General features: G+C 68.8%; 17 protein-coding genes. 9 read left to right on the top strand and 8 right to left on the bottom strand.

From position 1 onward, the window contains the following. Positions 1 to 87: 87 nt before the first annotated feature. Both secA and GO308_RS04085 read right to left on the bottom strand, forming a co-directional pair. Entirely contained in the window at positions 88 to 2,838 is a 2,751-nt protein-coding gene (gene secA / locus GO308_RS04090; protein WP_240883969.1) for a preprotein translocase subunit SecA, read from the bottom strand. 114 nt (positions 2,839 to 2,952) lie between these two features. Beyond that, the gene (locus GO308_RS04085) at positions 2,953 to 3,282 is read right to left on the bottom strand and encodes a hypothetical protein (protein ID WP_240883961.1); all 330 of its coding nucleotides are present in this window, start codon (positions 3,280 to 3,282) and stop codon (positions 2,953 to 2,955) included. A 38-nt stretch (positions 3,283 to 3,320) separates the two neighbouring features. Between GO308_RS04085 and argJ the strand changes: the two genes are divergently transcribed. Genes argJ through moaC form a run of 5 tightly spaced genes read left to right on the top strand, consistent with a single transcriptional unit; the run spans position 3,321 to position 7,430 of the window. Next, a complete protein-coding gene (gene argJ / locus GO308_RS04080; RefSeq protein ID WP_240883959.1) occupies positions 3,321 to 4,550 on the top strand; it encodes a bifunctional glutamate N-acetyltransferase/amino-acid acetyltransferase ArgJ in 1,230 nt (409 codons plus the stop codon). Positions 4,551 to 4,602: 52 nt separating this feature from the next. After that, positions 4,603 to 5,184 (top strand): aminodeoxychorismate/anthranilate synthase component II, encoded by a 582-nt coding sequence (locus tag GO308_RS04075; RefSeq protein WP_066481798.1) that lies wholly within the window; start codon positions 4,603 to 4,605, stop codon positions 5,182 to 5,184. Continuing rightward, on the top strand, positions 5,175 to 6,170 hold the full coding sequence (gene trpD, locus GO308_RS04070) for an anthranilate phosphoribosyltransferase (RefSeq protein ID WP_240883957.1): 996 nt from the start codon (positions 5,175 to 5,177) through the stop codon (positions 6,168 to 6,170). Before GO308_RS04075 ends, trpD begins: the two co-directional genes overlap by 10 nt. Further along, the gene (gene trpC / locus GO308_RS04065) at positions 6,167 to 6,955 is read left to right on the top strand and encodes an indole-3-glycerol phosphate synthase TrpC (protein WP_240883956.1); all 789 of its coding nucleotides are present in this window, start codon (positions 6,167 to 6,169) and stop codon (positions 6,953 to 6,955) included. The genes trpD and trpC overlap by 4 nt, the downstream gene beginning before the upstream one ends. Positions 6,956 to 6,959: 4 nt before the next feature. Next, positions 6,960 to 7,430, top strand: a complete 471-nt coding sequence (moaC, locus tag GO308_RS04060; RefSeq protein ID WP_240885196.1) for a cyclic pyranopterin monophosphate synthase MoaC — start codon at positions 6,960 to 6,962, stop codon at positions 7,428 to 7,430. Between the two features lie 216 nt (positions 7,431 to 7,646). On the opposite strand, the gene katG is transcribed toward moaC, so the two are convergent. After that, positions 7,647 to 9,851, bottom strand: coding sequence for a catalase/peroxidase HPI (katG, locus tag GO308_RS04055; protein ID WP_240883954.1), 2,205 nt, complete (start codon positions 9,849 to 9,851; stop codon positions 7,647 to 7,649). 186 nt (positions 9,852 to 10,037) lie between these two features. On the opposite strand from katG, the gene GO308_RS04050 reads away from it, so the two are divergent. Next, complete coding sequence (locus tag GO308_RS04050) at positions 10,038 to 11,252, top strand: molybdopterin molybdotransferase MoeA (protein ID WP_240883952.1); 1,215 nt, start codon at positions 10,038 to 10,040, stop codon at positions 11,250 to 11,252. Between the two features lie 54 nt (positions 11,253 to 11,306). Beyond that, positions 11,307 to 11,984: a transcriptional repressor LexA gene (lexA, locus tag GO308_RS04045; protein ID WP_066481811.1), complete on the top strand. Its 678-nt coding sequence runs from the start codon at positions 11,307 to 11,309 to the stop codon at positions 11,982 to 11,984. Here lexA and GO308_RS04040 read toward each other — a convergent pair. Then, a complete protein-coding gene (locus GO308_RS04040) occupies positions 11,978 to 14,128 on the bottom strand; it encodes a ComEC/Rec2 family competence protein (protein WP_240883950.1) in 2,151 nt (716 codons plus the stop codon). The two genes, lexA and GO308_RS04040, sit on opposite strands and share 7 nt — an antisense overlap. 58 nt (positions 14,129 to 14,186) lie before the next feature. Here GO308_RS04040 and gltX point away from each other — a divergent pair, with 58 nt between their 5' ends. Beyond that, positions 14,187 to 15,644 carry a glutamate--tRNA ligase gene (gene gltX, locus GO308_RS04035; RefSeq protein ID WP_066481194.1) on the top strand — a complete coding sequence of 486 codons (1,458 nt, stop codon included), beginning with the start codon at positions 14,187 to 14,189 and terminating at the stop codon, positions 15,642 to 15,644. Between the two features lie 19 nt (positions 15,645 to 15,663). After that, positions 15,664 to 16,947: a citrate synthase gene (locus GO308_RS04030; protein WP_066481139.1), complete on the top strand. Its 1,284-nt coding sequence runs from the start codon at positions 15,664 to 15,666 to the stop codon at positions 16,945 to 16,947. Between the two features lie 21 nt (positions 16,948 to 16,968). On the opposite strand, the gene GO308_RS04025 is transcribed toward GO308_RS04030, so the two are convergent. The 4 genes from GO308_RS04025 to GO308_RS04010 all read right to left on the bottom strand — a co-directional run bounded on the left by GO308_RS04025 (position 16,969) and on the right by GO308_RS04010 (position 21,370). Continuing rightward, positions 16,969 to 17,586 (bottom strand): hypothetical protein, encoded by a 618-nt coding sequence (locus tag GO308_RS04025; RefSeq protein WP_066481141.1) that lies wholly within the window; start codon positions 17,584 to 17,586, stop codon positions 16,969 to 16,971. 84 nt (positions 17,587 to 17,670) lie between these two features. Continuing rightward, the gene (locus GO308_RS04020) at positions 17,671 to 19,050 is read right to left on the bottom strand and encodes a HAMP domain-containing sensor histidine kinase (RefSeq protein ID WP_240883948.1); all 1,380 of its coding nucleotides are present in this window, start codon (positions 19,048 to 19,050) and stop codon (positions 17,671 to 17,673) included. Beyond that, the gene (locus GO308_RS04015; protein WP_066481145.1) at positions 19,047 to 20,159 is read right to left on the bottom strand and encodes a DUF2336 domain-containing protein; all 1,113 of its coding nucleotides are present in this window, start codon (positions 20,157 to 20,159) and stop codon (positions 19,047 to 19,049) included. Before GO308_RS04015 ends, GO308_RS04020 begins: the two co-directional genes overlap by 4 nt. A gap of 35 nt (positions 20,160 to 20,194) precedes the next feature. Continuing rightward, positions 20,195 to 21,370: a hypothetical protein gene (locus GO308_RS04010; RefSeq protein ID WP_066481147.1), complete on the bottom strand. Its 1,176-nt coding sequence runs from the start codon at positions 21,368 to 21,370 to the stop codon at positions 20,195 to 20,197. Positions 21,371 to 21,380: the final 10 nt, after the last annotated feature.

Here is a 21,380-nt window from a genome sequence, read left to right as displayed (position 1 = left end):
GCGCTGCACGGTGGACCCCGGCACAAGGCCGGGGTGACGGGCTATGGACGAGAATGCACGGGGCAGGCTAAGTCGCCCCGCCCCCCCTCACACCAGCGCGCCGTGGCAATGCTTGTACTTGCGGCCCGAGCCGCACGGGCATGGCGAGTTGCGGTTGACCCGACCTTCCCACAGTTCCGGGTTCTCGCCCAGCTCGTCGCCGTCGGGCTGGGGCATCGCCATTTGCAGCGGCGGCAGCCGGGTCGTCACCAGGCCGGCCGACCCGCCATCCCAATCGGCGCTGTTGTCCTCGCCGGTCAGCGGGTCGATATGCGTCGTCAGGAACGCCGGCAGCTCGGGCAGGTCGGGCGGCGGTGCCAGCTGGAACTGCGCGAACGCCAGCGTCCGGGTCACGTCCTCGCGAATCGACGCCAGCATCCGTTCGAACTGGCCGAACGCTTCCTGCTTATACTCGTTGATCGGCGTCTTCTGCGCATAGGCGCGCAGGTGAATGACCGCGCGCAGCGCGTCGAGCAGCGCCAGATGCTCCTTCCAGTGATGGTCGAGATTCTGGAGCAGCACGCCCTTTTCGATGTCGGTCCAGGTCTCGGGCTCCAGCTCGGCGGACTTCTCCGCGATCAGGGCATCGGCCAGCTCGCGGATCCGCGTCTCGATCGTCTCGGGCTCGATGCCTTCCTCGGCCTCGATCCACGCGCGCACGGGCGGGTCGATGTTGAGCGTCTCGCGCGCCGCCTCGATCAGGCCGTCGACATCCCATTGCTCGGGATAGCTGTTGGGCGGGCACGCCGCGCCGACCATGGCGTTGACCGTCTCGGCGCGCATGTCGACCACCACGTCTCCGACCGTCTCGGCATCCATGATGTCGGCGCGCTGTTCATAGATCACCTTGCGCTGGTCGTTCATGACGTTGTCATACTCGACCACCTGCTTGCGGATGTCGTAGTTGCGCGCCTCGACCTTCTTCTGCGCGGTCTCGATCGCCTTGGTCAGCATCCGCGACGGCGGCATGGCTTCGCCATCCTCGATCGACGACCGCATCATCCGCGCGAACAGGGTGTTGGAGCCGAAGATCCGCAACAGGTCGTCGTCGAGGCTGAGATAGAAGCGGCTGAGCCCAGGATCGCCCTGCCGCCCCGAACGGCCGCGCAGCTGGTTGTCGATGCGGCGGCTTTCATGGCGCTCGGTGCCGAGCACGAACAGCCCGCCTGCGGCCAGCACCTGCGCCTTTTCGGCTTCGATCTCCTGGCGCAGGCGCTCGATCGCCGCTTCGCGCTCGGGACCGTCGGGCATGTCGGCGAGCTCGTCGTTGATGCGGAATTCCAGGTTGCCGCCCAGTTTGATGTCGGTGCCGCGCCCGGCCATGTTGGTGGCGATCGTCACCGCGCCTAACCGCCCGGCCTGCGCCACGATATGCGCCTCCATCTCGTGATAGCGCGCGTTCAAGACCTTGTGGGGCACGCCTTCCTTTTCGAGGAATTCGGACAAGAGCTCGGATTTCTCGATCGACACGGTGCCGACCAGCACCGGCTGGCCGCGCTCGGCATGTTCCTTGATCGTGCGCGCGATGCCGCGGAACTTGTCCTCGGTCGACTTGTAGAACGTATCCTCCTCGTCCACGCGCTGGACGGGCACGTTGGTCGGGATCGACACGACATTCATCTTGTAGATGTCGTAGAATTCGGGCGCCTCGGTCGCCGCCGTGCCCGTCATCCCGGACAGCTTGGGATACATGCGGAAATAATTCTGGAAGGTGATCGAGGCGAGCGTCTGGTTCTCGGGCTCGATATTGACGCCTTCCTTGGCCTCGACCGCCTGGTGCAGGCCGTCGGACCAGCGGCGGCCGTCCATCATGCGGCCGGTGAACTCGTCGATGATGACGACCTTGCCATCCTTGACGATGTAGTCGGTGTCGCGCTTGAACATCATGTTAGCGCGCAGCGACTGGTTGAGGTGGTGGACCACCTGCGTGTTCTCGAAGTCATAGAGATTGGCGCCCTGGAGCAGCCCGGCGGCCTCGAGCATCCGCTCGACCTTCTCCGTCCCGTCCTCGGTCAGGATGATCGAGCGCTGCTTCTCGTCCTTCTCGTAATCCGCCTCGGCAAGCTGCTTCACCACCGCGTCGACCGAGATGTAGAGCTCGGACTTGTCGTCGGTCGGGCCGGAGATGATCAGCGGGGTGCGCGCCTCGTCGATCAGGATCGAATCCACCTCGTCGACGATGGCATAAGCGAAGGGCCGCTGGACCATCGACGCGCGATCATATTTCATGTTGTCGCGCAGATAGTCGAAGCCGAGTTCGTTGTTGGTGCTGTAGGTGATGTCGGCGGCATAGGCCGCGCGGCGCTCATGATCGGGCAGGTTGGGCACGATGACGCCCGTCGTCAGCCCGAGGAAGCGATAGACCTGGCCCATCCATTCGGCGTCGCGGCGCGCCAGATAGTCGTTGACGGTGACGACGTGCACGCCATCGCCCGGCAGCGCGTTCAGATAGGTGGCGAGCGTCGCCACCAGCGTCTTGCCCTCGCCCGTGCGCATCTCCGCGATCTCGCCGCGATGCAGGACGATGCCGCCGATCATCTGGACGTCGAAATGGCGCATGCCCAGCACGCGCACCGCGGCTTCGCGGACCGTCGCGAAGGCTTCAGGCAGCAGCGCGTCGAGCTTTTCGCCGTTGGCGAGGCGTTCGCGAAACGCCGCGGTCTTCGCGGCAAGCGCGTCGTCGGACAGCGCCTGCATCTGCGCCTCCAGCGCGTTGATCTTGGTGACGATGGGTCGCATCGAGGCGACATAACGGTCGTTGGACGACCCAAAGAGCGACTTGGCAATTCCGCCGAGCATAGAAAATTCCTGTAATGATCCTGGGGTTCGGCGCGCACGCGGCGCGCCGGGGCCGTCACGGCCATTCAAAACGATCGCCGCGCCGGTTGGTTGCGGGCGCGCAACGAGCGCGCGCTATTCGCGGCGGCGCTCGCCGCGGATCGCGGCGACCGGGCGAAGCCGGATCGCGGGGACCGAAATCCCGACGTCGGCGCGCAAGGGACCATAGCCTTGCGCGGGAAGGGGAAGCGCCGCGCTGCGCGCCGGGGACACGATCTGTGCCGCACGCGCAGCGACCGCGGCCACAGCCTCCACCTGACGCACCTCGGGCACGCGCGCGCTGCCGATCGCGCCGGTCAGGGCGGCGAACAGAGCGGATAGGATGAGCAGCGCGTTCATAAGCGTGGCCGCTACATAGGGTGCGGCGGCGGCGGCGTCGAACAAAAATCGCGCGCGCAACTCCATCGTTGATCTTCGCGCGCCGACACAACATGGATCGCGCCATGACTCATCCCCGCTCGCCGCTCGCGCCCGCGACCTTTCCCGACCTGCCGCAAGTCGCCGGGGTGATCCCGCGCGTGGCGCGCGCGCGCTACAAGGCATGGGACCGCTGTGACCTGACCTTCGTCACGCTCGCGCCCGGCACGACGGTGGCCGGCGTAACCACGCAAAGCCGCTGCCCCTCGCCCGAGGTCGAATGGTGCCGCCAAGCGCTGCCACTCGGCCGGGCGCGGGCGCTGGTGGTCAATGCCGGTAACTCCAATGCCTTCACCGGCAATCGCGGCCGCGCCGCGGTCGAGGCGATCGCGGCGCGCGCCGCCGCACATCTCGCCTGCCAGCCGTCGGACATCTTCGTCGCCTCGACCGGCGTGATCGGCGTGCCGCTGCCGATCGACCGCGCCGAAGCGGGCCTCGACGCCGCCTTCATCGCCGAACCGTGCGACTGGCGCGCGGCGACCGACGCAATCGGCACCACCGACACCTTTCCCAAGGCCGCGGTGACCCACGCGATGATCGGCGACCGGCGCGTCAGCTTCGTCGGCATCATCAAGGGGTCGGGGATGATTGCCCCCGACATGGCGACGATGCTCGGCTTCCTGTTCACCGACGCGGCGATCGAGGCGGGGTTCCTCCAGCGTGCGCTCGACGATGCCAATGCCCGCAGCTTCAGCTGCATCACCGTCGACGGCGATACGTCGACCAGCGACACGGTGCTCGCCTTTGCCACCGGCGCGGCGGGCAATCCCGCGATCGCCGGCGATGACGATCCGGGTGCCGACGCGGTGCGCGCGGCCATCGCCGACCTGTGCCTCCAGCTCGCGCATCTGGTCGTCCGCGACGGCGAAGGCGCGAGCAAGTTCATCGCAATCACGGTCGAGGGCGCAGTCAGCGACGCGAGCGCCCGTACGGTCGCGCTGTCGATCGCCAATTCGCCGCTGGTCAAGACCGCCATCGCAGGCGGCGACGCCAATTGGGGGCGCATCGTCATGGCAGTCGGCAAGGCGGGCGAGCCGGCCGAGCGCGACCGCCTCGCCATCCGCTTCGGCGCGACCCAGGTGGCGATGAACGGCCTGGCGGTCGAGGGCTATGACGAGGCCCCCGTCGCCGCGCACCTGGCGGGTGACGAGGTAGAGATCGGGGTCGACCTGGGGCTGGGCGACGGGCGCGCCACCGTGTGGACCTGCGACCTGACGCACGGCTATATCTCCATCAACGCGGACTATCGCAGTTGAGCGCGCGCCATCGCCCGATTGCGCGCCGCCGCACCTGCGCTATGGCGATGCCATGATCCTGGTCATCGACAATTACGACAGCTTCACTTGGAACCTGGTCCATTATCTGATGGAACTGGGCGCGGAGGTGAAGGTCGTGCGCAACGACGCGCTGACCGCGCAGGAAGCGATTGCCAGCAACGCACAGGCATTCCTGATCTCGCCCGGCCCCTGCACCCCCAACGAAGCGGGCATTAGCCTGGACCTGGTCGCGGCGTGCGCGGCGCAGCGCAAGCCGTTGCTCGGCGTCTGCCTCGGCCATCAGGCGATCGGCCAGCATTTTGGCGGCGAAGTCGTGCGCGGCGGGCTGATGCATGGCAAGACCAGCCCGGTGCTGCACGACGGGACGGGGCTGTTCGCCGGCCTCCCCTCCCCGTTCACCGCGACGCGCTATCACTCGCTGATCGTGCGCGACATCCCCGACGACCTGATCGTCAACGCCACCGCAGAGGATGGAAGCGTCATGGGGTTCCGCCACGCCGAGTTGCCCATCCACGGCGTGCAGTTCCACCCCGAAAGCATCGCGACCGAACATGGGCACGACATGCTGGCCAATTTCCTGACACTTGCCGGGATCGAGCGGGAATGCGCGTGATCGCGGCGCTGCCCGATCCCTCGGCGCCGCTGTCGCGCGACGCGGCCGCCGCCGCGTTCGCCGCTATTCTCGACGGCGAGGTCGCCGACGCGGAGATCGCCGCGTTCCTGGTCAACCTGTCCGAACGGGGCGAAAGCGCGATCGAGATCGCGGCAGCCGCCTGCGCGCTTCGCGCCCGGATGCTCCCCATTGCCGCGCCCGCCGGTGCGATCGACGTCTGCGGGACCGGCGGCGATGGGCATCACACGCTCAACGTGTCGACCGCGGTCGCGATCGTCGTCGCGGCGGCGGGCGTGCCGGTCGCCAAGCACGGCAACCGCGCCGCGTCGTCCATGGCGGGGGCTGCGGACACGCTCGAGGCACTCGGCCTCGACCTCGATCGCGCGAGCCGGAGCGCCGAACGGACGCTGGCCGAAATCGGCATCGGGTTCCTGTTCGCGGCGCACCATCACCCCGCCCTGCGGCGGCTGGCGCCGATCCGCCGGGCGATCGGCCGGCGCACGATCTTCAACCTGATGGGCCCGCTCGCCAACCCGGCGGGCGTCACCCGCCAGCTGATCGGCATCGCTCGGCCCGACTATGCGCCGGTCTATGCCGACGCGCTCGCAACGCTGGGCGCGGAGGCGGCGGCGATCGTGGCGGGCGAGGACGCGCTGGACGAGCTGTCGACCGCCGGCCCGAGCGTCGCGGTCAATGTCGGCGCCGCCCGGCTGCCCGAGCGGATCACGCCCGAAGATGCCGGCCTGCCCCGCCATCCGCTCAGCGCGCTGCGTGGCGGCAATGCTGCGCACAATGCGGCGGCGCTGCGGGCGTTGCTGCAGGGCGAAGCCGGTGCCTATCGCGACGCGGTGACCCTCAACGCGGCGGCGGCTTTGATGGTCGCCGGGCGGGTCGAAACGCTTGCGGCCGGGGCCGAGGAAGCCGGCGAGTTGCTCGACAACGGCCTTGCGAACGCGCTTCTCGACTGCTGGATCGCCAACGCATGAGCACCATTCTCGCGCGTATCCTGGAGCACAAGGCGGCGGAGGTCGCCGAACGGCGCGCGCGCGTGACGCTTGCCGAGCTCGACGCGCGCATCGCCGCTCAGGATCCACCACGCGGCTTCCGCACCGCGCTCGATGCCCGCGCCGCCACCGGCTATGGCCTGGTCGCCGAGATCAAGAAAGCGAGCCCGTCAAAGGGGCTGATCCGCGCCGACTTCGATCCGCCGGCGCATGCGCGCGACTATGCCGCTGGAGGTGCCGCCTGCCTTTCCGTGCTGACCGACGAGGCGTTTTTCCAGGGCCATGACGACTTTCTGGTCGCCGCGCGCGCGGCATGCGACCTGCCGGTGCTGCGCAAGGATTTCATGATCGACCCGTGGCAGGTGGTCGAGGCGCGCGCGCTGGGCGCGGACGCGATCCTGATCATCGTCGCCGCGCTCGACGATGCGCAAATGGCGGAGATCGAGGCGACGGCGTTCGCGCACGGTATGGACGTGCTGGTCGAGGTGCACGATGCCGAGGAAATGGCGCGCGCTGCCGGGCTCAGGTCACGACTGATCGGCGTCAACAACCGCAACCTGAAGACGTTCGAGGTCGATTTCGACAACACACTGCGGCTGATCGACCTGGCCCCGCCCGGCTGCACCTTCGTCGCCGAAAGCGGTATCGCCACTCGCGACGATTGCGACCGGCTGGCCGAACGCGGCATCCGCTGCTTCCTGGTCGGAGAAAGCCTGATGCGCCAATCCGACCTTGCTGCCGCCACCCGCGCGCTGATCGGTGGCTGAGCACATGGCGGGGCTCACCCATCTCGACGCCGATGGCAACGCCCGGATGGTCGATGTGTCGGGCAAGGCAGTGACGCGGCGCGAGGCGGTCGCCGAAGGGCGCATCGACATGGGTGCGGATGCGCTCGCTGCGGTCCGCGAGGGCCGCGTGCCGAAGGGCGACGTCATCGCGGTCGCCCGCGTCGCCGGCATCATGGCGGCCAAGCAGACCAGCGAGCTGATCCCGCTGTGCCACCCGCTGCCGCTGTCCGGCGTGACGATCGATTTCGAGGTTGACGATCGCGGCATCGCGGTGCGTGCGACGGCGACGACCGAAGGCCAGACGGGCGTGGAAATGGAGGCACTGACCGCGGTGTCGGTGGCGCTGCTCACCCTCTACGACATGGCCAAGGCGCTCGACCGGGGCATGGTGATCGGCGGGGTGCGGCTGGTCGCCAAAAGCGGCGGCAAGTCCGGGGATTGGCGGGCACCGTAACGCGAAGCACCCTTTCCTCTCCCGCACGCGGGCGGGGGACTGATGGGCGGTGGTCGGTGCAGCGCGTTTCTCGACTTCGTTCGAAACGATCGGGCCTTTGCCGTTAACGCGCCATCCGTTCGTTTCGAGCGAAGTCGAGAAACGCAGCCCCAACTGCCCCGAAAGAAAGGGCCCCCGGCATCGCTGCCGAGGGCCTGTCTTTCCCAGCCGCGAAACTCAGGCGAGATCGAAGCGATCCGTGTTCATCACCTTCGCCCACGCCTTGACGAAAGCGTTGACGAAATGCGCTTCCGACCTGCCCTCGGCATAGACCTCCGCCTGCGCGCGCAGCACCGAGTTGGAGCCGAACACCAGGTCGACGCGGGTGCCGGTCCATTTGGCCTCCCCGGTCTTGCGGTCGCGGGCGACGAAGATGTCCTCTGATTCCGCCGAAGGTTCCCACTTCATCGCGAAGCTCGAATTGAGCAGGTTGACGAAGAAGTCGTTGCTGAGCGCGCCGACCCGGTCGGTGAACACCCCATGCTTGCTGTCGCCGTGATTGGCACCCAGCACGCGCAGGCCACCGACCAAAGCAGTCATTTCGGGCATGGTCAGCGCGAGCAGATTGGCACGGTCGACCAGGTTCTCCTCCAGCGTCCGCACCGGCTTGTGCGCGGCATAGTTGCGGAAGCCGTCGAATTTCGGCTCCAGCGGCTCGAACGAGTCCGCGTCGGTCATTGCGTCGGTCGCATCGGTGCGGCCCGGCGCGAACGGCACGGTCACGTCATGACCGGCCTTCTTTGCCGCTGCCTCGACCGCCGCACAGCCGCCGAGCACGATCAGGTCGGCGATGCTGACCCGCTTGCCGCCCGCGGCCGACGCGTTGAACTCAGCCTGGATACGCTCGATCACCGCCAGCGCCTGGGCGAGCTCCGCCGGCTCGTTGACCGCCCAGTCCTTCTGCGGCGCGAGCCGGATGCGCGCACCATTTGCGCCGCCGCGCTTGTCCGAATTGCGATAGCTCGCCGCCGAGGCCCACGCGGTCTTGACCAGGCGCGAGATCGACAGCCCGCTGTCGAGCAGCTTCTGCTTGAGCGTCGCGATATCGCCCGCGTCGATCAGCGGGTGATCGACCGCCGGCACCGGGTCCTGCCAGATGCGCGGTTCGGCGGGGACTTCCGGCCCGACCAGCCGGTTGATCGGACCCATGTCGCGGTGGGTCAGCTTGTACCAGGCTTCCGCGAACGCCTTGGCGAACTGGTCCGGGTTTTCGTAGAAGCGGCGCGAGATCTTCCCATATTCCGGGTCGAAGCGCAGCGACAGGTCGGTCGTCAGCATCGTCGGCTTGTGCATCACGCCGGGCAGGTGCGCGTCGGGGATATCCGCGACCGCATCCTTGGCGACCCACTGGTGCGCGCCGGCAGGACTCTTGGTCAGCTCCCACTCATGCTCGAACAGGTTCTTGAAATAGAGGTTCGACCATTTGGTCGGCTCCTGTGTCCAGGTGACTTCCAGGCCGCTGGTAATGGTGTGCTCGGCATTGCCCTTGCCGTAGCTGTTCGCCCAGCCCAGCGCCTGGAGCTCGAGCGCCGCGCCCTCCGGCTCGGGGCCGACATATTCGCCCGGATTGGCCGCCCCGTGCGTCTTGCCAAAGGTGTGGCCACCCGCGATCAGCGCGACGGTTTCCTCGTCGTTCATCGCCATGCGGCCAAAGGTTTCGCGGATGTCGTGTGCGGCGGCGACCGGATCGGGATTGCCGTTCGGGCCCTCGGGATTCACGTAGATCAGCCCCATCTGCACCGCGCCCAGCGGGTTTTCCAGCTCGCGCTCGCCCGAATAGCGGCCGGTATCGGCCAGCCATTCGCGCTCGGGTCCCCAATAGACGTCCTCTTCCGGCTCCCACACGTCGGCGCGGCCGCCGCCGAAGCCCGCCGTCCGGAAACCCATCGATTCGAGCGCGACATTGCCGGCGAGTACCAGCAGGTCCGCCCAGCTGAGCGCCCGACCATATTTCTGTTTGACCGGCCACAACAGCATCCGCGCCTTGTCGAGATTGGCGTTGTCCGGCCAGCTGTTGAGCGGGGCGAAACGCTGCTGCCCGGCACCCGCGCCACCGCGCCCGTCACCGATGCGATAGGTACCCGCGGCGTGCCACGCCATGCGGATGAACAGCGGACCGTAATGACCGAAATCGGCCGGCCACCATTCCTGCGAATCGGTCATCAGCGCGGTGATGTCCGCCTTCACAGCGGCGAGATCCAGCGCCTTGAACTCGGCGACATAATCGAAATCCTCGCCCATCGGGTCGACGAGTGGAGAATTCTTGTTGAGGATCGAAAGATCGAGCTGGTTCGGCCACCAAAGCCGGTTGGTCATGCCGAACAGGACGGCCGCGCCGTCCATGTGATTGCCGTGGATCGGGCATTTCGATTCGACGTTCATGGCTTCTCCAATCCTGCAGTTTTGCTCTGGGAACTTGGTCTCTCTCTGCCGCGAAGGATTGCGCCGGCTTGCGGATTCGTCCAGACGTTTAATCCGGTCAGACTGATCGAAAGCGGCTGAGAAACGATCGGCGAAATCGCCCGACGCCGCTTTTCTCAGGGGTCAAACCCGCTAGAGCACGTGGCGATGAACGCCGCTCCTCCAAATCCCGCGCCGCTGGCCGTTGCCGAAGCCCAGCGCCGCCTGCTCGCACTCGCCGGACCGACGCCCGTCGAACACGCCGCCCTGCACGCCGCGGCCGGGCGCTGGGCCGCCGCCCCGGTGCAGGCCGCGCGCACCCAGCCGGCGAGCGACCTGGCGATGATGGACGGTTATGCGTTGCGCTTCGCCGATCTGGGGGCACCGCTCCGGATCGTCGGGGAAAGCGCGGCAGGCGCGCCCTTCACGGGGCAGGTCCGCATCGGTCAGGCGGTGCGGATCTTCACCGGCGCGCCCGTGCCCGCCGGGGCGGACACGGTGCTGGTGCAGGAGGAGGCGCTGCGCGAGCGTGACCGGCTCAAGCTCAGCGGCGAAGGTCCGGCTGCCATCGGCGCGAACATCCGGCCGCGCGGGCTGGACTTCGTCGCGGGCGCGCCGCTGATCGCGGCGGGCGCGCAATTGACCCCACCGTGTATCGCGCTCGCCGCGATCGCGGGTCACGCCACCCTGCCCGTCCATCGCCGGCTGCGCGTCGCGATCGCGGCGACCGGCAATGAACTGGTGCGGCCCGGCGATCCGATCGGCCCGGCGCAGCTGCCCGAAAGCAACGGGGTGATGCTTGCCGCGATGCTGGCCAACCTGCCCGTCGACCTGATCGACCTCGGCATCCTGCCCGATGATCTCGATACGCTGACCGCGGCGTTCGGCACGGTCGACGCCGACCTGCTCGTCACCAGCGGCGGCGCGTCGGTCGGCGACCATGACCTGGTCCGCCCGGCGCTGGCGGCGGCGGGTGTCACGCTCGATTTCTGGCGGATCGCGATGCGGCCGGGCAAGCCGTTGATGGCCGGCACGCGCGGCGCGATGGTGGCGATCGGCCTGCCCGGCAATCCGGTTTCCGCATTCGTCACCGCGACGCTGTTCGTCCTGCCGCTGATCCGGGCACGGCTGGGCGCGCGCGATCCGTTCCCGGCGATGACGACCGCGATGCTGGGGGTCGCCCTGCCTCCCAACGGGCCACGCGCGGACTATCGACGCGCAATGCGCGTCAACGGCATTGTGGTCGAGCCGGCGCGACAGGACAGCTCGATGCTCCACGCGCTCGCCGACGCGGACTGCCTGATCGTGCGCGCGCCCGACGCTCCGGCCGCTGCGCCCGGCGACTCGGTGGAAATCCTGCCGCTCGCGCCCGCGGGTGCTTGACAGCGTTCCCCGCGTTTCCTAAAAGTTCCGGGTCTGTTCCGACGGAGAACCCCGATGCTCACGCGCAAGCAGCATGAACTGATCTGTTTCATCTCGGATCGCCTCGCCGAAACCGGGGTGTCGCCGTCGTTCGAGGAGATGAAGGAGGCGCTCGACCTCAAGTCGAAGTCGGGCGTGCACCGGCTGATCAGCGCGCTGGAGGAACGCCATTTCATCCGCCGCCTGCCCAATCGCGCCCGCGCGCTCGAAGTGCTGCGGATGCCCGAGCGACCGGAAGCCAAGAAGGGCAAGGGCGCGGCCGCCACGGGTACCCCGCCGAGCCAGGCACCGCAGCGGCCAGCCCCCGCCAACGACGTGATCGAAATTCCCCTCCACGGCCGGATCGCGGCCGGCGTGCCGATCGAGGCGATGGAGGGGCAGCAGATGCTGCCGGTGCCCGCCGCGTTGCTGGGCGCGGGCGATCATTATGCGCTCGAAGTCGCGGGCGATTCGATGGTCGAGGCCGGCATCCTCGATGGCGACTATGCGCTGGTGCGTCGGACCGAGACCGCGCGCGACGGTGAGATCGTCGTGGCGTTGATCGACGAGAATGAGGCCACGCTCAAATATTTCCGTCGCGAGGGCGCGATGATCCGGCTCGATCCGGCCAATCGCAGCTACGATCCGCAACGTTACCGTCCCGACCAGGTGCGCGTACAGGGGCGGCTTGCCGGGTTGCTGCGTCGCTACTGACCGGAAGAACGCCGAGGGCGTGAGGTCACGCGCGGCCGTTGCACCGTTGCAGGGTCGAGCCAGGGATGGCGATCGCCGGGCCGGCGCACCGTCGTCACCCGGCCCGCGCCGAACGCGATCGCGACCCCGCCGGTTCGCGCCAGTGTCCCGCGATCCAGCTTCAGCCAGCGCGGCGTGCAGCGACGCGGCAACCGGCGCTCGCTGACGATGATGTCGACATCGCGACACAGCCGGACGATCTCGGCGATGGGCACGAGATAGCTGCTGCGCGTCGCGGCGATCCGCCAGCGTCGTTCGCCTTCGCGATGCTCCACCACACACAGGTCGCGGTTGCATCGCGCGGCGGGATGGGTATCGAGCGCATCCGCCGCGCCGTCGACGCCGCTCGCCTCACCCAGGATCGAGCGGACATAGTCGCCTGATCGCGCGCGCAGCAGCGCCAGGCCGCCGTCATCCGTGCGCAGCGCCAGATGGCGGCCGTCGCCGGTCACGACCAGATCGGGCGGCGGCGTCCCCAACGCCCATACCGCGCCGATCAACAGCGGCACGGCCCCCCAGCGTCGCCAGCGGGTCCGCCACAGCATCAGCCACAACCCGCCGGCGATCATCGCGGCAAAGGCCCCGGCGGGCATCGACGGCAGCGTCGCGATCGCGCCGGGCGCATTGGCGGTGGCGTGCGCGATCGCGAGCAACAGGTCGAGCGCGACGCCCGCGATCCACCAGAAGGGCGCGCCCAGGCCGATCGTGTCGGCGATCAGCGCCATCGCCTCGACCGGCATGATGACGAACGTCGTCATCGGGATGGCGATGATATTGGCGAGCGCGCCGTACAGCCCGGACTTGTGGAAATGGAACAGTGCGATCGGCGTCAGCGCCGCCTCTACGGCCAACCCGGTCAGCAGCGTCGTGCCGAGCGCACGGACCAACCGGCGCGCGCCGCTCTCCTCGCGCCGCGCGAACCAGCCCTGGACGCGCGGATGCTCGTGCAACGCGACGATCGCGGTGACGGCGGCGAAGCTGAGCTGGAAACTCGGGCCGACCAGCGTTTCGGGAAAGATGAGGAGCACGATCGTCGCGCCCGCCGCGATCAGCCGCAGCGTGATCGCCTCCCGCCCGATCGCCAAGGCGGCGAGCACCAGCAGGGCGGCGATGCACGACCGCACCGTCGGCACCTCCGCGCCCGTCAGCCAGGTATAGCCGATTGCCGCCAGCCCCGCCGTGCCCGCCGCCACGACCGGCAAGCGCACGCGCAACGCGAGCCACGGGCTGAGCGCGAGCAGGCGGAGCATGACGAGCATCGTCGCGCCCACCACCGCGGTCACGTGAAGGCCGCTGACGGACAGCAGGTGCGCCAGGCCCGACCGCCGCATCGCCTCGGCATCGTCGTCGGCGATGCCGCCTTCGTCCCCGGTGGCGAGCGCCGCGGCAATGCCGCCGCCGCTGCCCGGCAGCCGGCTGCGGATATGCGCCGACAGTCGATCGCGAAGCGGCGCACCCGCGTCCGCGCCGGGGGTGACGAGCGCCACGCGCCCCAATGCCCGCCCGGTCGCGCCCAATCCCTCGAACCAGGCGACGCGCGCAAAATCATAGCCTCCGGGCACTCCGGCGGGGGGCGGCGGCACCAGCCGTGCGCGCAGGCGGACCCGCGCGCCGCGTCGCACATCGGCGGGCAAATCCGTGTCGGCCACGTTGACGCGAAGGCGCGGCGGCAGGCCCGACCCCGGCAGCGTCGCGATGCGCAGTCGGACGATCTCGCGCGCGGGCAGCGGCTCCACCCGATCGACCCGGCCATCGATCGTCACCACCGAAGGTCGCGCCAGCACGGGCGCGGCGACGTGGTCGGCCCGCCACCCCATCAGCGCGCACCCGACCAGTGCGGCGACTGCCCCCGCTGCCAGCACGCGCGGTGCCCGCCCGCCCCCACCCCATGCGATCGCAACCAGGGCAAGCGCGGCCATCAGCCCGCCAAAGCCCCACCAGGCGATCGGGTCAGGCAGCAGGAACCAGGCCGAGATGCCGCCGCCGAGCGCCACGGGCAGCCACAGGGGCAGTTGCCCGCGCTCGGCCTCCAGCCGTGCCTCCAGTCCGTTCAAGCGGCGTCGAGTCCACCCGCCGCCGCCGATTTGAAGCGGCGCGGGGGCCATGCTAGGGGCGGTCGCGGCTATCCTGGCCATCGATTATCCAGCTTGGGAGTATGCGCGTTTGAGCGCAACCGAAGATACCGGCCGCCCGGCCGGCACCACCGCATCCACCACGGACATCGTCACGCGCTTCGCGCCGTCCCCGACCGGGTTCCTGCACATCGGCGGCGCGCGCACTGCGCTGTTCAACTGGCTCTTTGCCCGCCACCATGGCGGCCGCTTCCTGCTGCGGATCGAGGATACCGACCGGGCACGCTCGACGCAGCCGGCGATCGACGCGATCCTCGACGGGATGCGCTGGCTCGGGCTCGACTGGGACGGCGATCCGGTCTTTCAGTTCGCCCGTGCCGCGCGCCATGCGGAGGTGGCGCACCAGATGCTGGCCGCCGGCACCGCCTATCGCTGCTACGCGACGCCCGAGGAACTCGCCGAACTGCGCGAGGCCCAGCGCGCGGCGGGTCAGCCAATCCGCTACGACGGCCGCTGGCGCGACCGCGATCCCGCCGACGCCCCTGCGGGCGCGCCGTTCGTCGTCCGGCTGAAGGCCGATCACGACGGCGCGACGACGATCGCCGACCGGGTTCAGGGCGACGTCACGGTCCAGAATGCCGAGATCGACGATTTCGTCCTGCTGCGGTCGGACGGCACGCCGACCTATATGCTGGCGGTCGTGGTCGACGATCATGACATGGGCGTCACGCACGTCATCCGCGGCGACGATCACCTGAACAACGCTTTCCGCCAGCTCGGCGTAATTCGCGCGATGGGATGGCCGGAGCCGGTCTATGCGCACGTCCCGCTGATCCATGGCGCGGACGGCGCCAAGCTGTCGAAGCGCCACGGTGCGCTGGGGGTCGAGGCCTATCGCGACGAAATGGGCATGCTGCCGGAGGCGCTTTGCAATTATCTGCTGCGCCTCGGCTGGGGTCACGGGGACGAGGAGATCATCGACCGGGCCCGCGCGGTCGAACTGTTCGATCTCGCCAATGTCGGGCGATCGCCCAGCCGGTTCGACCTCAAGAAGCTGGAGAACCTGAACGGTCACTATATCCGCGCCGCCGACGATGCACGGCTGGCGGACCTGGTCGAGGCGCGCCTGCCCGCGCCGCTGGCCGCCGCGCAACGCGACCTGCTGGTGCGCACGATGCCGGTGCTGAAGCCGCGCGCGACCAATCTCGACGAGCTGGCCGACGGCGCGGCGTTCCTGTTCCGCACGCGTCCGCTGGCGATCGACGCCGACGCCGCGCCGCTGCTGGCCGGCGATGCCGCGATCTTGCTCGCATCTGCACATGCGGCGCTTGACGCGCTCGCCACGTGGGATACGGAGACGACCGAGGCCGCGATCCGCGCCGTCGCCGAGCAGGCACAGGTCAAGCTGGGCGCGGTGGCCCAGCCGCTGCGCGCGGCGCTCACCGGGCGGCGGACCTCGCCGCCGATCTTCGACGTGCTGGTCCTGCTGGGCCGCACGGAAAGCCTTGGCCGGATCGCCGATCAGATGGCGGCCCCGGCCAGCCGTTAGTTTGAAAGGATGATGCGATATGGGTGACACTGCGAAGCTGCAGGTTCCGGGCAAGGACGTCGAATATCCGGTCGTCGCCGGTTCGGTCGGCCCCCAGGTCGTGGACATCCGCAAGCTCTATGCCCAGACGGGCATGTTCACCTACGATCCCGGCTTCACCTCGACCGCGAGCTGCGAATCGGGGCTGACCTATATCGACGGCGACGAAGGCGTGCTGCTTCATCGCGGTTACCCGATCGGCCAGCTTGCCGAGCATTCGACCTTTCCCGAGGTCGCCTATCTGCTGCTCAACGGCGAGCTGCCGAACCAGCAGGAACTGGACGAGTTCACCTACACGATCACCCGCCACACCATGCTGCACGAGCAGCTGGCGATGTTCTATCGCGGCTTTCGTCGCGACGCGCACCCGATGGCAATCATGTGCGGCGTGGTCGGCGCGCTCAGCGCCTTCTACCACGACTCGACCGACATCACCGATCCGCGCCACCGGCTGATCGCCAGCCACCGGCTGATCGCCAAGATGCCGACGATCGCGGCGATGGCGTACAAATATTCGGTCGGCCAGCCGTTTCTCTATCCGAAGAACGACCTGTCCTACACCGGCAACTTCCTGCGCATGACCTTCGGCGTTCCGGCCGAGGATTATGACGTCAATCCGGTGGTCGAAAAGGCGCTGGACCGCATCTTCATCCTCCATGCCGACCATGAGCAGAACGCGTCGACCTCGACCGTGCGGCTGGCCGGATCGTCGGGTGCCAATCCCTTTGCGTGCATCGCGGCCGGCATCGCCTGCCTGTGGGGTCCGGCGCATGGCGGCGCCAACGAAGCCGCGCTCAACATGCTGCGCGAGATCGGCACGCCCGAGCGCATTCCCGAATATATCGCGCGCGCGAAGAACAAGGACGACCCGTTCCGCCTGATGGGCTTCGGCCACCGCGTCTACAAGAATTACGATCCGCGCGCGACGGTGATGCAACAGACGGTGCGCGAAGTGTTCGCCGCGCTGAAGGTCAACGACCCCGTGTTCGAAGTCGCGCTGCAGCTTGAGGAAATGGCGCTGAACGACAGCTATTTCATCGAGAAGAAGCTGTTCCCCAACGTCGATTTCTATTCGGGCGTCATCCTGTCGGCAATCGGCTTCCCGACCACGATGTTCACCGCGCTATTCGCGCTTGCCCGCACCGTCGGCTGGGTCGCGCAATGGAACGAGATGATTTCCGACCCCGAGCAGAAGATCGGTCGCCCGCGCCAGCTCTATACTGGCCCGACGCAGCGCGACTACGTGCCGGTGAATCAGCGCTGATCCGCCGGCCCGCCGGCCCCGTCAGGGTGCCGGCGTGTTCCAACGATGGCGCGTGACTGAAAATCCGGTGCGGTCGAGCCCCAGCCTCACCGTACGGACGACGACGGGGTTGATCGTGTAGCTCACCCGCGTGAGACAGAACACGGTCGTGCAGTTGCCGTCGATCAGGCCGACCGTCGGGACTTCATGGACCAGCGTCCACCCCTGAAGCCCGGCATAGGTACGCAACTCGTTGAGATATTTGTCGGCGTCCGCCCCTGACGGGCGGGCGGTGTGTACGCATTTGAACTCGCCGCCGGGCGCCTTGTAGACGCTGTACATACAGCCCGAATAGCCGCCCCCGCCAACGATGCGGTGCGCCCGCGTGATCGTCGCCATTGTCGACTGGCCATCTTCGAAAAAGAGCGCGGACCCGTTCGACGCGGGTTTCGTCGAGCGCGTCACGTCGATGACGAAGCTGAAATTCTTCATGTTGAACGAGAAGATCGCCGGCTGTGCCAGCGTCTTCAGGTGATGCGGTGCCGAGATGACGGCTTCTTCCGAAATCGCACGCGCGCCGAGTTCGCCGAACCCGCCCCCGACGCCCTTTGCACGGTTATGGTACAAGTCACTGACGACGGTTTTCAGCGTCACGGTCATGTCGGTTCTCCCCCCCGGAACGGCGAGGCATAGCCGAGCGCAGGGGGAACCACAAACGGTGCGGCGCCGGTTTCGGGTGGCGCCTCAGCGCGCGGGCAGGGTCAGGACAAATCGCGCGCCCTGGCCGGGGGCGCTGTCGACCAGAATATCGCCGCCCATCGATCGGGCGAGCGCGCGCGCGATGTAGAGGCCAAGGCCGCTGCCGCCCGGCTCGGTCGGGTCGAGCCGCTCGAACTTGCTGAAAATGCGCTCGTGATCCTCCGGGGCGATGCCCTTGCCCTGATCGGCGACGATCACGCAAGCGCGATCCCCGTCGCGTTCGATGCGCAGCCATACCATGCCGCCAGTCGGCGAATAACGCACCGCATTGCCGATCAGGTTGACCAGGATCTGCAGCACGCGATGAAAGTCGCCGGTCGCGGCCAGCTGTTCGTCGGCGTCGGGCCGGTCGATCCTGACCTGCGCCTCCGCCGCACGAACCGACAGCAGTCCGGCGGCACGCCGCGCCAGGTCGGCCAGGTCGATCGCCTCCAGCGACACGGTAAAGTCGGGTCGTTCAATCGCCTGCAAATCGACCAGATCCTCGATCAACGTCAGCAGGTGGCGGCCGGCATTGGCGATATCGCTGGCATAGTCGACATAGTCGGACGACAGCGGCCCCTCGAACTGCGCCGCAATGCTGTCGGCGTTCGCGATGATGCGGGCAAGCGGGCCACGAAGTGCCTTGTCCAGACGGGCACCGAACTGGGGGGGCAGCGTGGCGTGGTCGGGGTCGGCATCGTCAGCGGGCGGGTCCACGACGTCGGGGGCGACGATCCGCGCCGCCCCGGCAAAGCCGGCGAAACGCCCGCCCGGATCGATGCGCGGCGTCGCCGCCAGCATCACCGGCTCGCCGGTCAGGCGCAGCCGCGCCTCCTGCCCCTCGAAACGCGACTGCGCGGCGACCGCGGCCAGGATCGGAAACGCGCCCTCGCCATTGTCGACCAGCGCGAACAACCGGGTCAGCGGCTGGCCGAGCAGGCTGGCGGGGTCGAAGCCGTGCCGAAACGCGGCCTGGGACGACAGGTGGACAAGGCGAAGCGCCGCATCGGTTTCCCACAGCCAGTCGGCATCAGCGCGCAGGAAATCGCGGTCGCGATCGGCATCCAGCGTCGGTGCACGCCAGCCGCGCTGAACGTGCCAGCCACCGACTTCCAGCCGGACGCCGTCGCCATCGGGTTCTGCGCGGACCATCAGCTCCAGGTCGTCGTCGCCGTCCGCAGCCACGACGATCCGGGAAATGCCGATGCCCAGCCGGCCCGCGAGGCGAACGATCGTGGCGAGCTGAGGTACGGCAAGCGGCTGGCCGACCGCGCCGCCTGCGCGCTGGTTGAGCGCCGCAAGCCGGGTATCGGCCTCGAGCAGCGCACCGTCGCGATCCAGCCGGGCGATCGCGATCTCCATCGCGGGGCTCGCGATGTTCATGCCGCGCGCCGCGTCGCGTTCAGGGTGGCGAGTGCCGAGCGGAAATCGGGATCGAAGCGCAGCGGTGCGATCGCCGCGCGCGCGGTGTCGACCGGCACCGCCATCGCGGCTTCGATAAGGTCCGGCAGCGTCTCGACGTCACGCGCCGGGTCCGCCTCGAACAAGGCGAAGCCGAAACCTGCCATCGCGTCGCGCGGCAGGTCGATCGCGCGAAGCATCAGCCACAACCGGTCGCTGACCGTGTCGAGCACGGCATGGGCGACGACGCGCGGATCGAGGTCGAGCGCGTGCGCGACCAGCGCGATCGCCACCGACAGGCGCCGGTCGCGCAGCGCCTCGCCAATCAGGAAGGGGAGCTCGTCGGGCGTCGCCTGGATCGCGGTGGCGAGGCGAAGCGCCGCGCTTTCGGCGCGATCGTCCTCGTCATGCGCCTCGATGCTGCGCCGGGCGGCTTCGAGCAGCGCCTGGTCGGTCGCGGCGTGATCGGCGCTGCCGCCGACAAATTCGTCGCGGATCGCGGCGGCGACCCACCACACCAGCTTGCGATGCAATGCAAAGGGCAGCCCGGTCACGGTCAGCCGTTCATGGTCGGACGCCGCGCGGCGGCTCGATTCCGCCGCCATCAGCGCGAGCGCTGCGGACGCGACGAGCGGATCGCTGGAATGAATCAGGCGCGCAAGCATGCTCGGCCGCTCCGCCCCCTCGATCGGCGCGACCGGCAGCGCGGCATCGAGCAGGTCGATCCGCACGCGCAGGAACAACTCGTCGATGAAATCGCCGTCGCGCGGCATCCCCGATTCGATCAGGCGCGGCAGGACCTGGGTCGGGCGGTTGGCCAGCCGTTCGGCGACCAGCGGCTCGCCGCGTGTCGCGAGCAGCCGCGCCGCGTGCTCGCGCAGTCCCTGTTCGACACAGGCGACCTGCGCGGCGAGCAATGCCGTCGCCGCGCTGCGGCTGCGATCGTCGAGCCGGGCATCGTCGGGCAGGAACAGGTCAGCCGCCATCGCCTCGCGCCGCCGCAGCGTGCGAAAATCGGCCTGCGCTGCTCGCGCAAGCAGGATACCGGCGCCATTGGCACCACCCGCCATGTCAGCCTTCTCGCCGGACATGCCAATCGTCTAGCGGGAACATCGTTAAGCTCCGCCTAAGCCTGAGGACGCGATCCCTCGACCGCGAGGCCCAGGCTGACCAGCGCATAGACCGCCGCCACGGCCAGCGCGACCAGTGGATAGCCGGCAACCACCAGCGGGACGGCGACTAGGGTGAATGCGGCCGCATCGGCATGCCAGACGCCGCGCCGGCCCGGCACGCGGGTCGCGATCACCGCAGCGGCGACAGCGGCGACGGCGAGCGTCAGCCCGGTCGGATGCCCGTCGGCGATCAGCGCCGCGCCGCCGATGCCGAGAAAGGTCAGCGCGACCCCGCCGTCGCTCAACCATTCCTGTGCGGCCGCCATGCGTTCGTTGCCGCGCAGCCAGCTGAGCAGCGATCCGGTCGACAGCGTCACAACCGCAAGCAACCAGGGCGCTGCCGCCATCGCGCCGCGACCGACGCCGATCAGCGCCAGCGCGCCCCCGAAAAGCAGGAGCCCGCTCGCCGCGAGCGCGGCATCGGGGACGCTGCGCGCGACGAGCGCGGGGAGCACGCGCCGGGTCAGCGGCGTGAAGACGAAGCGGTCGGCCCAGCCTGTCCGCTGATTGGCGAGCGCGGCGAGCACCGCGTTGCTCCGGCTCGCGAGCGCGGCGGCATGGCGCTCGACGCCGTGGCCGGCACGGCGCGCGGCGGCCGGCAACAGCACCTGCTCGGCGGCGTTCTGGACCGCGACGCGCAGCAGTGTCGACTGGAAATCATATTCGCGCGGCATCGCGGCGATCGACGCCAGATGGCGGCTCGACAGGCGCGCGACCCCCGCCCAGTGATGTTCGGCATCGATCCGTTCGATCGCCGCGTTGCCCGCATCGTCGCTCGTCACCAGGATCGTGTCGGCCCGTTCGCCCGCCATTGCGGTGACGACCGTATCGGTGGTGACCAGCGCGTCGGCAATCACGATCACATCGGCGAGCGGGTGGGCCTTGGCGGCGGCTTCCTCCGCCGATCGCACGACGTCGACGGTGATGCCGCGCCGCTCGACGCGGGCAACCGAGCCGAGCAGCGCCGGCGTCACGCGGCTGACCGCGACCAGCAGGTGGGTGACCCCGGCCGCGATCAGCAGTCGCGCCTGATATTCGACGAGCGTCATGCCGCCGAAGGGCAGCGTCGCCGCCAGCCCCTCGCCGTGACTTTCGGCATCCTCGGTCGCAAAGATCAGCCCCGCCAGCATCGCCGGTGCG

Origin of the sequence: Sphingomonas sp. SFZ2018-12, from assembly GCF_022496715.1 — a bacterium.
Classification (GTDB): domain Bacteria; phylum Pseudomonadota; class Alphaproteobacteria; order Sphingomonadales; family Sphingomonadaceae; genus Sphingomonas.
The sequence above is the reverse complement of the archived record's forward strand: the minus strand, read 5'-3'. Positions and strand labels throughout refer to the sequence as shown.